The organism is Pantoea eucrina, assembly GCF_001691555.1.
GTDB classification, from domain to species: Bacteria; Pseudomonadota; Gammaproteobacteria; order Enterobacterales; family Enterobacteriaceae; genus Pantoea; species Pantoea borealis.
Genome location: NZ_MAYN01000006.1, coordinates 121,794 through 134,585 on the forward strand (window position 1 = coordinate 121,794; position 12,792 = coordinate 134,585).

Annotated in this window: 11 protein-coding genes; 5 read left to right on the top strand and 6 right to left on the bottom strand. The window is 54.7% G+C overall.

All coding sequences use genetic code 11. The features are described from left to right. Window positions 1-51: 51 nt before the first annotated feature. The 4 genes from BBA90_RS03900 to BBA90_RS03915 all read right to left on the bottom strand — a co-directional run bounded on the left by BBA90_RS03900 (window position 52) and on the right by BBA90_RS03915 (window position 5,731). Window positions 52-1,836, bottom strand: coding sequence for an EAL domain-containing protein (locus BBA90_RS03900; RefSeq protein ID WP_065648006.1), 1,785 nt, complete (start codon window positions 1,834-1,836; stop codon window positions 52-54). Beyond that, window positions 1,830-3,926, bottom strand: coding sequence for a putative bifunctional diguanylate cyclase/phosphodiesterase (locus tag BBA90_RS03905; protein ID WP_065648051.1), 2,097 nt, complete (start codon window positions 3,924-3,926; stop codon window positions 1,830-1,832). Before BBA90_RS03905 ends, BBA90_RS03900 begins: the two co-directional genes overlap by 7 nt. A 322-nt stretch (window positions 3,927-4,248) precedes the next feature. Beyond that, window positions 4,249-4,632 carry a lysozyme inhibitor LprI family protein gene (locus tag BBA90_RS03910; protein ID WP_065648007.1) on the bottom strand — a complete coding sequence of 128 codons (384 nt, stop codon included), beginning with the start codon at window positions 4,630-4,632 and terminating at the stop codon, window positions 4,249-4,251. Window positions 4,633-4,702: 70 nt separating this feature from the next. After that, on the bottom strand, window positions 4,703-5,731 hold the full coding sequence (locus BBA90_RS03915) for a tyrosine-type recombinase/integrase (RefSeq protein ID WP_065648008.1): 1,029 nt from the start codon (window positions 5,729-5,731) through the stop codon (window positions 4,703-4,705). Between the two features lie 585 nt (window positions 5,732-6,316). On the opposite strand from BBA90_RS03915, the gene relB reads away from it, so the two are divergent. From relB to BBA90_RS03940, 5 genes are all read left to right on the top strand, one after another. Next, on the top strand, window positions 6,317-6,556 hold the full coding sequence (relB, locus tag BBA90_RS03920; protein ID WP_065648009.1) for a type II toxin-antitoxin system antitoxin RelB: 240 nt from the start codon (window positions 6,317-6,319) through the stop codon (window positions 6,554-6,556). Continuing rightward, window positions 6,556-6,843 carry a type II toxin-antitoxin system mRNA interferase RelE gene (relE, locus tag BBA90_RS03925; protein ID WP_040113359.1) on the top strand — a complete coding sequence of 96 codons (288 nt, stop codon included), beginning with the start codon at window positions 6,556-6,558 and terminating at the stop codon, window positions 6,841-6,843. Before relB ends, relE begins: the two co-directional genes overlap by 1 nt. A 127-nt stretch (window positions 6,844-6,970) precedes the next feature. Continuing rightward, on the top strand, window positions 6,971-7,276 hold the full coding sequence (locus BBA90_RS03930) for a hypothetical protein (RefSeq protein ID WP_065648010.1): 306 nt from the start codon (window positions 6,971-6,973) through the stop codon (window positions 7,274-7,276). An 813-nt stretch (window positions 7,277-8,089) separates the two neighbouring features. Then, window positions 8,090-8,452 carry a hypothetical protein gene (locus tag BBA90_RS03935; protein ID WP_065648011.1) on the top strand — a complete coding sequence of 121 codons (363 nt, stop codon included), beginning with the start codon at window positions 8,090-8,092 and terminating at the stop codon, window positions 8,450-8,452. Window positions 8,453-8,501: 49 nt separating this feature from the next. Further along, complete coding sequence (locus tag BBA90_RS03940; RefSeq protein ID WP_211049734.1) at window positions 8,502-10,562, top strand: pyrroloquinoline quinone-dependent dehydrogenase; 2,061 nt, start codon at window positions 8,502-8,504, stop codon at window positions 10,560-10,562. A 57-nt stretch (window positions 10,563-10,619) separates the two neighbouring features. Here BBA90_RS03940 and BBA90_RS03945 read toward each other — a convergent pair whose 3' ends face one another. Together BBA90_RS03945 and BBA90_RS03950 are read right to left on the bottom strand one after the other, a co-directional pair. Beyond that, window positions 10,620-11,063 carry a DUF4174 domain-containing protein gene (locus BBA90_RS03945; RefSeq protein ID WP_065648013.1) on the bottom strand — a complete coding sequence of 148 codons (444 nt, stop codon included), beginning with the start codon at window positions 11,061-11,063 and terminating at the stop codon, window positions 10,620-10,622. A gap of 93 nt (window positions 11,064-11,156) precedes the next feature. Beyond that, on the bottom strand, window positions 11,157-12,710 hold the full coding sequence (locus tag BBA90_RS03950; protein WP_065648052.1) for a GGDEF domain-containing protein: 1,554 nt from the start codon (window positions 12,708-12,710) through the stop codon (window positions 11,157-11,159). Window positions 12,711-12,792 lie beyond the last annotated feature (82 nt).

Here is a 12,792-nt window from a genome sequence, read left to right on the forward strand (position 1 = left end):
TCGCGCCGTGCGGCACTGACGGCGCGGCGCTCCCTTCTATGCGCGACTCACTCAGCGACACTGTTCACGCAGTTTCCACAGCAGCCACGCATCCAGTTCCCGATCGGCCATGGGCCTGGCGTAAAAGTATCCCTGCGCCTGATCGCAGCCATACTCCGTCAGGGTATCGACGGTTTCCGCATTCTCGACTCCTTCAGCCAGTACCACATAGTCCAGCTCTTTCAGCATGCTGATGATGCTGCGGGCGATGATACGCGATGCCATATCTGAAGAGAGATCGCTGATCAGAGAGCGATCGAGCTTGATGACATCCAGCGGCATACGTCGCAGATAGCTGATATTGCTGTAGCCGGTTCCAAAATCATCCAGCGAAATACCAAAGCCGCGCTGCTTCAGCCGCATCAGCCCGGCCATTGCCATCGGGCTTTCGATAATGCGTTCGGTTTCCAGACACTCAATACCCAGCAGAGAAGTCGGCAGGCGATGGCGCTGCATCTGCTCCTCCAGCACGGCGGCAAACTCCTCACGCGCAAAATCGTTGAGGCTGACATTGACCGTAACGGGCAGCTGCGTACAGTGATTGCGCAGTCGCGCCATTCGCGCAATTGTCTGGTCAATGACCCACGTGGTCATCGCCTGCAGCAGCTCGGTCTGCTCCGCCAGCGGGACAAATGCCACCGGAGAGAGCTCGCCATGAACCGGATGACGCCAGCGGATCAGCGCCTCCAGACCAATTGGCGCGCCGGTTTGCAGGCATATTTTTGGCTGATAAACCAGATAAAGCCCGCCTTCGCTGCGCAGCGCGGCGGCGAACTCATGCATCAGGGTATAATCACGGCTGTGCTGTACCTCTGCCGACGCGCTGTAGGCTACGGAAGGCAGATTACGCCCGATAGCTTCATGCAGCGCGCTGACCGCACGGCGCAGAATTTCACTGCCGCTAAAGCAGCCAGCGGTAAAATCTGCCTGACCGGTATGGGTGGTCAGCGCAACGGAAAGCCCTTCGCCTAAATCAGCACTTATTCCTTCCATCCGCCCGGCAATCCACTCCGCGCTCAGGCGGCTGCTGGTGCGGGTGAGCAGTGCGAAACGTCCGGTGGCGACCGTATAAAGCAGTTCGCCCAGCGACGGGCGCAGGCGCAGCGGCAGCAGTGTGGCAACATCTTTCAGCAGGCTTTCCACCGGGCCGACGCCCATTGAGCGCGCCAGCTCCCACGCGCGCGGCATATCGACACACTCAATCAGCACCAGACGCCGGGGCGTAATATCGCCAGACGTGGCAAGATGCTGCAGATCGCGGATCAGCCGCTGCCGGTTTGGCAGGCCGGTAACCGGGTCGGTAAAGCCCGCTGCGTGCCACGCCTCCAGGAAGGAGATCACCAGATTTGCCAGCAGCCGCAGCGTCTCCAGCTGCTCCGTGCCGAAGGGGTGCGGCTCAACATCGGTAACGCAGAGGGTACCAAAGATGATACCTTCGCGATTTTTCAGCGGCACCCCGGCGTAGAAGCGGATCCAGGGGGAGCCGGTGACAAAGCGATGCGTGACAAAGCGGGCGTCAAGCCAGGTGTCCGGGATGACCATCGGGCTGTCATCATCAACCACATAGCGGCAGAGCGACTCTTCGCGCGAGGTCTGCTTCAGCGTAAAATTGCGCGCCGCCCGGATATATTGATCGCGCTCATCCAGTACTGAAACAAAACATCCCGGGATCCCCAGCACCTGACTGGCCAGCCGGGCAAATTTACCCAGTACATCGTCACGACACTCATCCGGTTCGCGCAGCGCCTGCAGTGCACGACGGCGCAGGTTCTCATCATCAGCAGAATCGATTAGCACAGAGCCTCCGCGCTGCCGGGCAGCAGCTGCTGAAAGGCATCCGGACTCAGCGGTTCGCCCAGCGCATGCCCCTGAATCGTATCGCATTCTGCCTGGTTAACCAGCATACGCTGCGCGCTGTTTTCCACCCCTTCAGCCAGCACCCTGAGCTGCAGGCTTTTTCCCAGCGTCGCCAGCGCGCTGAACATCATGCGGATGCGGCCACTCTCTGTCAGCTGCGCCGTCAGTGACTTATCCAGCTTCAGGCCGGTGACAAATTCATGCTGCAGCAAACTGATGGCACCCAGCGCGCGGCCATAGTGATCGATAATAAAACTGGCGCCGGTTTGTCTGATAGCGTTCAGGCGCGCCGGCACTTCCTGTACCAGCGCTGTCAGCATCGACTCATCCACTTCCAGATCGACAAAACTGGCATCGCTGCCGGTGAGTTCCCGCAGTAATTTGTCCAGCCGGATATCATCCAGCTGGCGGGGAAACAGGTTAATGCTGACGCGCAGCGCCGGATGCCGCTTTTGCCACAGCATGACCTGCTGCAGCGCGCTGCGCAGCACCCATTCACCCAGCGTTATTGAGAGCGAGCTTTTCATCAGCATGCCGATAAATGCTTCAGGCAGAAGCAGGCCGCGCGTCGGATGCTGCCAGCGCAGCAGCGCTTCGCAGCCGGTAAGCGCATGGCTTGTAGCATCAAACTGTGGCTGATAATAGAGCACAAACTGGTGCTGCCGCACCGCGACTTCCAGCTCGCGCTCAAAGCGACGTCGCTGCTGCTCCGCCTCAAGAAACGCGGGGACGAACTCTACGCTGCAGCCTTTACCGGCTGCTTTCGCCTGGTAGAGTGCCAGATCGGCAGCTGACATCATCGCCGACGCATCGCGACCATGCTGCGGCCAGGAAGCGATGCCCAGGCTGGCACCTACCACCACCGGCGTTTCCTGGTAGCTAAAGGGACTCTGCACCGCCTCTATCAGCTGTAGTGCGGTCTGCTGCGCGGCCTGGCTATCTCCGGGCAGCAGAATCACGAACTCATCCCCGCCAAGCCGGGCAGCCATGATTGCCTGAGCGCAGACCGTGCGGATTTGTCCGGCGACGTGGCACAGCAGCGCATCGCCCGCCGCGTGCCCCAGCATATCGTTGACCTCTTTAAAGCCATCGAGATCGACCATCAGCAGCGTGAACGGAACGTCCGCCCGCGTCAGCTGCTCCAGCTGATCCATAAATGCACTGCGGCTGGCCAGCCGCGTGAGCATATCGAGTGACGCGAGTTCACACAGCCGCGCTTCACTTTCATGACGATCGGTAACATCGCGGATGATCATGCCGACCAGGCGCTCGCGATCTTCCTGCCAGCCGGAGAACGAGACCTCTGCCGGAAACGCCTGCCCGCTGCGCCGCATGGCCCATATTTGCACCCGGCGCGGCTGTGAGATAACTGACCGATCGGCCATCATGCGCGCCAGCTCCTGACGGTAGGCGGTCTGTGAGCGTTCTGAAACCAGATTCGCGACATATTCACCCAGCATCTCCTGCGCGGTGTAGCCAAACAGCCGGGTCGCGGCGGGGTTCCAGAATATGACCCCCTGCCGGATATCGGTGCAGATGATGGCATCGGAGGAGGTTGAAGAGATCGCCTCCAGCCGCTGCTGACTGCTGTGCCGCAGCAGCTCCAGACGATGCACCTCCAGCTGGTCCATAACCAGCGAGGCGATAGCGGCCAGATGCCGGCGATCGGTGGCGTTCAGCGCGGCGCGCGGCTGCGTATCGATCAGGCAGACGGTGCCAATACGGTGGCCACCCGGAGTAGTGAGCGGAATACCGGCATAGAAGCGAATATGGGGATACCCCAGCACCAGCGGATTATGGCTGAAACGGGCGTCCAGGCGGGTATCCGGCACGCAGAGAATATTAGCCTGCTCAAGAGTGAAACGGCAAAAAGCGACGCTGCGCGAGGTTTCGCAGATTGAGAGTCCGTGACGCGATTTAAAAAACTGCCGGTCACTGTCAATCAGCGAAATAAACGCGACGGGTACGCGAAAGAGCCGCGCTGCCAGCATGGTAAGGCGATCCAGCGCGTCAGATGGTGGCGTATTCATCAGCTGATACTGTGCCAGCGCCTCAAGGCGCGCCGCTTCGGCGTCAGGTGTGGGTTGCAATGTCGGTCCCCGGTTGTGAATGCTGTGGCCGGCTTGACACAGCAGAGTGGGGACACGTTCAGTCAGACAGATAGCCTGTCGCCGGAAGAAAGGTCCTGCATACCTGCCCAAGCGAATTAACTCAGACAGGCGTTTTTTTGTCAGAACGCTGCCGATAGCAGCAAACAGGAGATGTATAGCGTCATATGCCTGTTGCTACATTATCGGCATGACAGACCAAAACTTCAGGTGGGATCGGTTTTTAACCGTAAGTAACTATTTCTTAGCGGGGGCAGCTGAGATCGCCCTCTTCGCAGTTAAGCAGCGACTGCAACTCTTTGGTTCGCTGCTCCGTTTTGTTCTGCAGGCATTGCGATATCAGCATAGGATGAATCGAGCCGCCGCGCGTGGAGGAGGTCATAAAATCGCAGTCGGCATCGCGCCAGGCGATCCAGCGCCGCTGCGCAGTCTGAAGCAGCGTTTTCTGATCGCCGCTCATCCTCTTAAGCACCTGACGATAGCTGCTGTTCAGCGCTTTATCGGCGACATTGTACGCATCTGCCGCACACGTATTCATTTCCATCTGTGTTTCAGCCTTGTCGCAGTCTGCTGCCATTATGCCAGCGGCAGGCAGCATCAACAGCGCACCAAGTATGAACTTTTTCATCCCGTCTTCTCCATTTTATATTGTGCTGATAGTGGCTCTGACAGTGTAGCCAGCCATAGCGCTGAAAACCTTATCGTGAAAAGTGGTTATCCATAAAATTAACCATCGCGCCGTCATGTGCATCGATGTGACGAATATAGCGCATGACCGTTTCCGGCTTTCTCCACGTTCCTTCCTGCATGATCTGCGCCGTACTGTATTTTTTCGCCGCCATATCGATAGCGGCCCCGACGCGGGTACTGTGGCCACTCCAGCCGCGATAGCGATTTTTATTGGGGGCAGCGTCATTGCCCGGTCCCGCCTGCTGCCAGGCGCGAACAAATATATCCTCCAGCGCGCGCGTTGACAGCGGTTTCACGCTCGCTACTGCGGCGCGGTTAGTACGATGAACCGGGCCGAAGAGATAGGCATCAGGCTCATTAATCAGGCCGGAGAGCTGCAGCCACGTCGTAAGCCGCTCTGAAGAGAGATCCCCCAGCGCTTTAATCAGGCCGCCGGTCATCACAATAGTTTTAGTCCAGCCCACATCAAGGATAATGCGTCCGTCAGCCGCGCGCGTGATATCTCTGACGCGTAACCGGCCCACTTCACTGATACGCAGTAGCGTGGCGTAAGCAACGTGCAGAAAAGCGAGATCGCGCACCTGCTGAAGACGCTCTGACGCTGACCAGAGTCTGTCGAGCGTGAGCAAATCTGTTATGCGAAACGGTACCGCCTGACCCGCGCGTTCTCCCTGAATCACCGCTGTGCGGTTGATTTTTTTAATGGCGCGAAACACCTGCGGGGCGCTGTTAGGCGGCAGCAAACCGGCGTTACGGTGTAACATAGAGATCAGCGCGGCGTGCGTTGCAATAGTGGAAGAGGCTCTGCCGCTGCTCTGCAGCCAGAGCAGATAATCCCGCAGGCAGGCAGGAGACATGGGTAAAAATGAGCGCCCATGCTCAGTAGCCCAGCGGCTGCAGCTGCGCATCACGCTCAGCAGCTGGCGCCACGTGTTATCAGAAAAAGCATCTTTATCACTGACAAACTCTTTCAGCCGCTGCGTTATGTCTTCATCGGCGGCAGCGATAAGGCCTGCAACCGGAATTATTTCACTCATACACACTCTTTCTGCTCAGATTAACGGCAGTGCTACGCGATTTCTGCAGAGGATTACCCCGCAAGTATTTGCAGAATCGACGTAGCGACGCCTGAATTTTGAACGATTGGGCCTGGCTCGCTGAGCCCGATCGGCTGCATCTTCTGACACTTATCTTAACGCGAATAGCGCAAAGAGAATAACCTCATATAATGGGTATTATATGAATTTATAAAAACATCTGTTGCGCCGATATGCAGATTTAATTTGTCCGGGATCATGCATCAGGAAACCCAATCAAAAAGCGTGACGGTTATACGCTATATTTATCCTGTCGATGTTAACGCTAAGCTGTAATGTTCCCTGGCGATTTTCTGGGGAATTTCTCATGATCAAAGAGACAGTTACTGTTTTTACTAAGGTTATTTTAGATATTCGAAGAGCCCTCTCTTCGCACCAGTTGAACTGACAATGTCCGCTTCTGGCACAAAGCGGATTGTGATCAGCGTTCTTACAGCTATTTTTCTGACGTCCATCGTGACTTGCCCTAAGCATGTTGTAGTGCAATAATTGTAATGACATTTGTAATTACAAGAGGTGTAAGACATGGGTAGCATAAACCTGCGTATTGACGATGAACTTAAAGCGCGTTCTTACGCCGCGCTTGAAAAAATGGGTATTACTCCCTCTGAAGCGCTTCGCCTCATGCTTGAATATATCGCTGAAAATGAACGTTTGCCGTTCAAACAGACACTCCTTAGTGATGAAGACGCTGAACTCGTGGAGATAGTGAAAGAGCGTCTTCGCAATCCTAAGCCAGTACGCGTGACGCTGGATGAGCTCTGATGGCGTATTTACTGGATTTTGACGAGCGGGCACTAAAGGAATGGCGAAAGCTGGGCTCGACGGTACGTGAACAGTTGAAAAAGAAGTTGGCTGAAGTACTTGAGTCACCCCGGATTGAAGCGAACAAGCTCCGTGGTATGCCTGACTGTTACAAGATTAAGCTCCGGTCTTCAGGCTATCGCCTTGTATACCAGGTTATAGACGAGAAAGTTGTTGTCTTCGTGATTTCTGTTGGGAAAAGAGAACGCTCGGAAGTATATAGCGAGGCGGTCAAACGCATTCTCTGAATCAAAGCATGAAATCTCTGTTTCGCACCGAAGGTGACACTTCTGTTTTGCGTTGACAATTATCCTGTCGACGTGCTTCAGGGCGTAGTGAAAAAACAATCACCGATGCGATAAGAAGGAGTCTGTTATGGCTGAACCGGCATTTAATGGCGGTGAGTTACTTGAGTCTTTTGCCAATTCCCTGATGCATTCAGGCTATTTAACCCCTGAACTGAAGGCAAAGTTAATGCAGGAACGGGTGATCTATTTGCCTGTGCCCGACAACGATCGCATGCTGTTTGAAGTCAGGATAGATAGCCGCGACAGGCTTCACGTCTGTACTGTGCCTGTGAAAGTGAAACCGGAAGCGGCGGATAAATGCAGAATCAGGGCTTTTCTGAACCGCTCCAGAGCGGATACAACTCGTCCGGCAGGCTATAAATTTCCAAAATAATGCCATACGATATGAGCATATAAAATCTCTGATAAAGATTTTTATGCTCATGCTTTACATTATAATTAATTTATAAATAATATGTTTTCATCTGCAGGCATAGCTATCACCAGCCCTGATATTTAAAATAAATATATTTAACAAGTGAAACCGTGCATATATTATGTGATGTGTTATTAAAGAAAGCGTAAAGATATGAAATTGTTGTGAACTCATTACATGACAAATAATAACAAGTAACATTCAAATGAAGTTAAATTTATGTCATTGATTTTAGGTTTTTTATATAATCGAATTATTTAAACATCGACGATCTGTCTTTTTCCTTAGCCGCCACCAAATACTCCTGCAATCATTTAACGCCGCTAATTTAGAGCCTTTTCTTCGGAAATAGCACCTGTCATTGCGTGCCTGACGCTGCCCCATAAGCAACAGCATATGATATGCACGACAGCAATGCTGTTAGCCATTTAATAAAAAACAATGACTGCTATCATGCCATAATTTCAGGCCGGTTATCTTTATTTACTCCTGAATCAAATCAGGGCAATTAAGGGCGCGCAGCTTGTAAGAAAAAAATTAAAATATCCTGCATGGTGTATCTTGCATTAATTAAGCTAAGCCTCAGCGCTAATTTATCTCCTGTTTACCTGAGCACTTTATTTTCCTTCATCTATACTCACTGCGTTAGATAAACCAGCTGCTGGCTCCCGATCCGGCAGCGGCGCTATCTTTTTTTGCAGGCTATTGTGCTCAGCGTTGCGCACGGCCTGTGGGTTTACATGACGTCTTTCAACAGGGGGATCTCCTGCTATGTTGCATTCTCAATCTTCACGGCTGGGCAGCATATTGCTGCTCATCGCAGCCGTTATTGGCTTTGGCGTAGCGCTCTGGGCCTGGCTCACGCCGCTGACCGGCGTAACCGGCACCATCGGTGCACTCGGTGTGGCTATTGCCAGCGTGGTACTGGCGCTGCTGACTCTGCTGTTGCGCGGCAGCACCGGCGGCGCGCGCGTTTTCTGGATCGTTGTGACGCTGGCGGTGCTGTTTGGTATCGGCTTCTCCGCTGCGCTGCTGCACCAGTACATCATTACTGCAGCCATGGTGGTCGGCCTGATTGGGCTTATCGCGCTGAGTAAACAAACAGGGCGCCATGCCCAACGCGTCAGAGTCTGAGGAGTCACCTGTGCAAAACACTAACTATTCGCCGCTGATGAAAGTCAGTATGACGGCACTTGCGCTGCTGGTGAGTTCATTTTCACTGCACGCAGAAGATAAAGCCACCGAAGCGTCGATGGGCGCGCGTCAAAAACTGGATGTGGATGCTGCCGATCAGCAGGATGCGGGAACCACAAAAACCACCGATGATGCATCCACCGGCAAGCTTGATGGACAGAAAGTGGAATCCGCTGCTAACCCGGCTACACCACTGGTGCCGGCAGGCGCAACCTGGGACAGCTTTCACGGTCAGCTGAACGCACAGAAATATAGCCCGCTGAAGCAGATCACGACGGAAAACGTCAGCAAACTGAAGAAGATCTGGGAGTTTCATACCGGTGATGTCTCAGACGGAAAAGGGGATACGCCTGCCACGGTCTGGTCCGCTACGCCAATTTTTGCCAATGAGACTATTTACGTCGGCACGCCGTTCGATCGGTTAATTGCGCTCGATCCGGGTACCGGTAAAGAGAAGTGGCATTACGATACCAAATCACCGCGTAAAGCACTGACGCAACCGGTCCTGAAAAACCGCGGCGTGTCATACTGGCAGGCTAAAAATCCGGTAGCAGGCGAAGCATGTCAGAAGATTGTTTATATGGGCACCGTTGACGCTAAGCTCTGGGCGCTGGATGCCGACTCCGGCAAACCGTGCGAAAACTTTGCCAATAAAGGCGTGTTAGACATCGATCAGTGGAATACCGTTAACGCGAAGTATCCGCTCTCTATTCTGCAGCCGCCTACGGTTGTGGGCGATCATTTAATGATTGGCTGGGCAGGTAAAGACTGGGCATATGCAGAAGCCCCTCCAGGCACGGTCTTTACCGTAAACGCCCAGACCGGCAAGCTGGAATGGACCTTTGAAGCGATTCCGGAAAACGTTCGCGCCCGCACCGGTACCGCCAACGTCTGGACTCACATGTCAGCAGATGAGGCCAACGGTCTGGTCTATCTGCCTGTTTCATCCCCATCGCCTAACTACTGGGGCGGCAACCGCACGGAGTCTATTCCGCTGGGTACCTCAACGACCGCGCTGGATATCAAAACCGGTAAAGTTGTCTGGTCGCGCCAGTGGGTGCATCACGATGTGTGGGATTACGATATCAACTCTGCGCCGACGCTGATGGACATTACCGTAAATGGTAAGCAGATCCCGGCGCTGGTTCAGGCCACCAAGCAGGGCTTCCTGTTTGTGGTAAATCGCCTGACCGGTGAAGATGTCTGGCCAATTGAAGAGCGCCCGGTGCCGCAGGGCGATGGTTCAGTACAGGGTGAAAAACTGGCCCCTACGCAGCCTTTCCCGACCAAACCCGCTCCGCTGCTGGATCAGTCGAAAAAGCCGGCTATCTGGAAGCTGGCTGACATCGTAGGAGCAGGTCAGTGTTCCCGCCTGTGGGACAAGCTGAGCTACGATGGCATGTATTCGCCGCCTACAACCAAAGGCGAAGGTGTGCTGACCTATCCTGACAGCGCTGGCGGCGTACAGTGGGGTGGCGTGGCGTTCGATCCGCAGAAGCAGATCGCTATCGTCAACACCTCGCACATTGTGCAGTATATCAAGCTCTACAGCCGTGAAGATTATGAGAAAGCGGATAACGGCTCGGGCAATGAAAGCGGTTTTGCACCTCAGGAAGGTGCCCCGTATGGTCTGCGTCTGATGGTCGCAAACAACTGGCTGGGCATGCCGTGCTGGCAGCCGCCGTTTGGCGAAATCGTGGCGATCGATATGCATACCGGTGACGTGAAGTGGCGTCGTCCGGTCGGTGCTTCGCAGCAGTACGGCTTCTTTATGCCAGAAAGCTGGGGCTCACCGACGATTGGTGGTCCGGCAGTCACCGCAGGCGGCGTGATCTTTATCGGTGCCTCAATGGATGCCAAAGTCCGCGCCTACTCCGTGGACACAGGTGAAGAGCTGTGGGCCGATCAGGTAGAAGCACCTGCCGTTGCTAACCCGTCTGTCTATGAGTATAAAGGGCGTCAGTATGTCGCCTTTGTGGCGGGTGGTAATACGATTCTGAAAGATCAGGTCGGCGATCAGGTTGTGGTTTACGCCCTTCCGGAAGAGTGATCCTGCATATGCAGCGGTAAACAGAGCGGGGCCTGAGTGCCCCGCTTTTTTATTACGCTAATTCTGGCCTGCCTGACGCATCGGCATACGGTCAATCAGTAAGAGCAGGGCCTCCGCGCTTACCGGCCGGGTCTCGCGCAGTTTCATGCCACCATCTTTACCCACCAGCACAATTTCAAATCCGGCAGGATTAAGCTGCGCACGCAGCGCGCCGCCGTCCGCCGGGCGGACATCGCTCAGCACCACGATATCACGCTCCCTGAGCGCATCCTGCTGCTGTTGCAACAGCGCCATTTGCCGTATGAAATCCGTATCGCGGTCAGAAGGGGCGAAGATCACAAGCAGCCGCTTATGCCAGCGATAATTCTCCAGCGAATTCTGCGCTGGCTGCAGCGTCTGAAACAGCGGTTCTGGCTGGCGGGCAGCCTGCGCCGCACCGTTCAGCGCCAGGGTAAACAGCACAACGTTGAGGGTGAAGCGTAATCGCGATGCAGAAGGCATAAGCCGGCCCCTTTTTGGCAATAACAGGCTAAGTCTGGACAGAGCATTAACCACTTGCCAGAATCTGACGGTTCTTTACCTGGCTCAGCGCTGTCAGACCAGCCCGCACGCCCGATCGCGGCCGCTGCGTTTCGCCTGGTAAAGCGCCTGGTCCGCTTCGCGTCTGAGCTGTTCCGCTTCTGACGCTTCCCCGGCAGAGACCAGTGAATAGTAGCCTGCGCTCACGGTTACCACGCCTGCGGCGACCAGGCTGCTCTCATGGGCAATCCCCAGCTCTCTTACGGCCTTAACCGCCTGTCCGGCGACAATTTGCGCTTCTGAAAAGTCGGTGTTCGGCAGAATGATGGCGAACTCTTCGCCACCGTAGCGCGCCACAACGTCGCCATGATAATGCACGCAGCTCTTCAGGGCCTGCGCCACATCCTGCAGGCATTCATCGCCGGCAACGTGACCGTAAGTATCGTTATAATGCTTGAAACAGTCGACATCGATCATGATCAGCGCCACCGGATCGCCGCTTTTATATGACTTCAGCAGCACCTGGTCGAGCAGGGCGTCAAACTGTCGCCGGTTGGCCAGCCCGGTCAGACCATCCACCAGTGCCAGCGACTGCAGCGTATGGTTAATGCTGGTAAGTTCATCCCGCACAAAGGTCAGCTCAATCTGATTTCTGACGTTAGTTCCTACCTGGCGAAGCACCAGAAGCCCCATGCCGGCAATGGCAAACAGAAGCGTCAGGTTGAGCAGCAGATTAATCAGATTACCGATAAGCCACGCTTTGCGTATTGCGGCAAGGTCATACCCGGCGGTAACAATCAGCGGATAGCGCTCCAGACGCGCATAGCCGTAAACGCGCACGATGCCATCAAGAGAGGAGCGCCAGGTCGCGTTGCCGCTGGACGCAGATTTGAGTTCAGTTTTAAACAGCGGGCTGGCGGAGAGCATTCTGCCAATATAGGCGTCCGGGAAAGGGCGAATATAGAGGGCCGATGCGTCAGCAAGAATGAGGCCCAGCGTATCTTTATTGCCCAGCGCATAGTAGCTGTAATACTGGCGGAAATAGTCCACGCGCACCGTGGCGAGCGCCACACCGGCAAAGTTCCCCTGACTGTCGTTCAGGCGTACTGAAACCGGGATAACCAGATCGCCGGTAGAGCGGCTGCGGATAACGCGGCTGATAAGCAGATTGGTGTCATTGTGATTGCGGTGCCATAAAAAGTAGGCGCGATCAGCATTGCTGGCATTGGTCGGCACAAAGTTACCGGATGAGGCGATCCAGTGTCCGTCAGTATCATAGACAAACAGGCCATGTAGCTGCGGCAGTTTACTCTGCTGCTCTTTGAGCTGGTGCAAAAACGCCGGCGTCGCCGCGTACTCATTGCCGCGCTGACGCAACTGCCTGACCGCATCGGCTAAGGTGATCTCAACCTGCAGAAACGAATCTTCAGCATGTTTGGCCAGCGATACAGAGAGATTGCGCGCATCATCTTTCTTCTCACTTATGATCTGCTGCCAGGAGTTCCACAGCGACCAGGCGTTGATTGCCACCACAAACAGGCTAATCAATACCAGAAACAGCATCATGCTTTTTCCCAGCGAAGTTTTTAGCAGTGAAGAGCCTGAAGCGTTAAGTGAGTTTTTTCGCATAGAGTCGGGTTCTGAGCAGGCGGCAGAAATCAGGCAGGCATCATACATCAGCCACAATCTGTTCAGAAGTGGTTATCAATCT

Bases quoted from the DNA above. Each gene is read 5' to 3' on its own strand.
- BBA90_RS03905 (WP_065648051.1), bottom strand. From the start codon at position 3,926: ATGAATACGCCACCATCTGACGCGCTGGATCGCCTTACCATGCTGGCA.
- BBA90_RS03910 (WP_065648007.1), bottom strand. From the start codon at position 4,632: ATGAAAAAGTTCATACTTGGTGCGCTGTTGATGCTGCCTGCCGCTGGC.
- BBA90_RS03915 (WP_065648008.1), bottom strand. From the start codon at position 5,731: ATGAGTGAAATAATTCCGGTTGCAGGCCTTATCGCTGCCGCCGATGAA.
- relB (WP_065648009.1), top strand. From the start codon at position 6,317: ATGGGTAGCATAAACCTGCGTATTGACGATGAACTTAAAGCGCGTTCT.
- relE (WP_040113359.1), top strand. From the start codon at position 6,556: ATGGCGTATTTACTGGATTTTGACGAGCGGGCACTAAAGGAATGGCGA.
- BBA90_RS03930 (WP_065648010.1), top strand. From the start codon at position 6,971: ATGGCTGAACCGGCATTTAATGGCGGTGAGTTACTTGAGTCTTTTGCC.
- BBA90_RS03935 (WP_065648011.1), top strand. From the start codon at position 8,090: ATGTTGCATTCTCAATCTTCACGGCTGGGCAGCATATTGCTGCTCATC.
- BBA90_RS03940 (WP_211049734.1), top strand. From the start codon at position 8,502: ATGACGGCACTTGCGCTGCTGGTGAGTTCATTTTCACTGCACGCAGAA.
- BBA90_RS03945 (WP_065648013.1), bottom strand. From the start codon at position 11,063: ATGCCTTCTGCATCGCGATTACGCTTCACCCTCAACGTTGTGCTGTTT.
- BBA90_RS03950 (WP_065648052.1), bottom strand. From the start codon at position 12,710: ATGCGAAAAAACTCACTTAACGCTTCAGGCTCTTCACTGCTAAAAACT.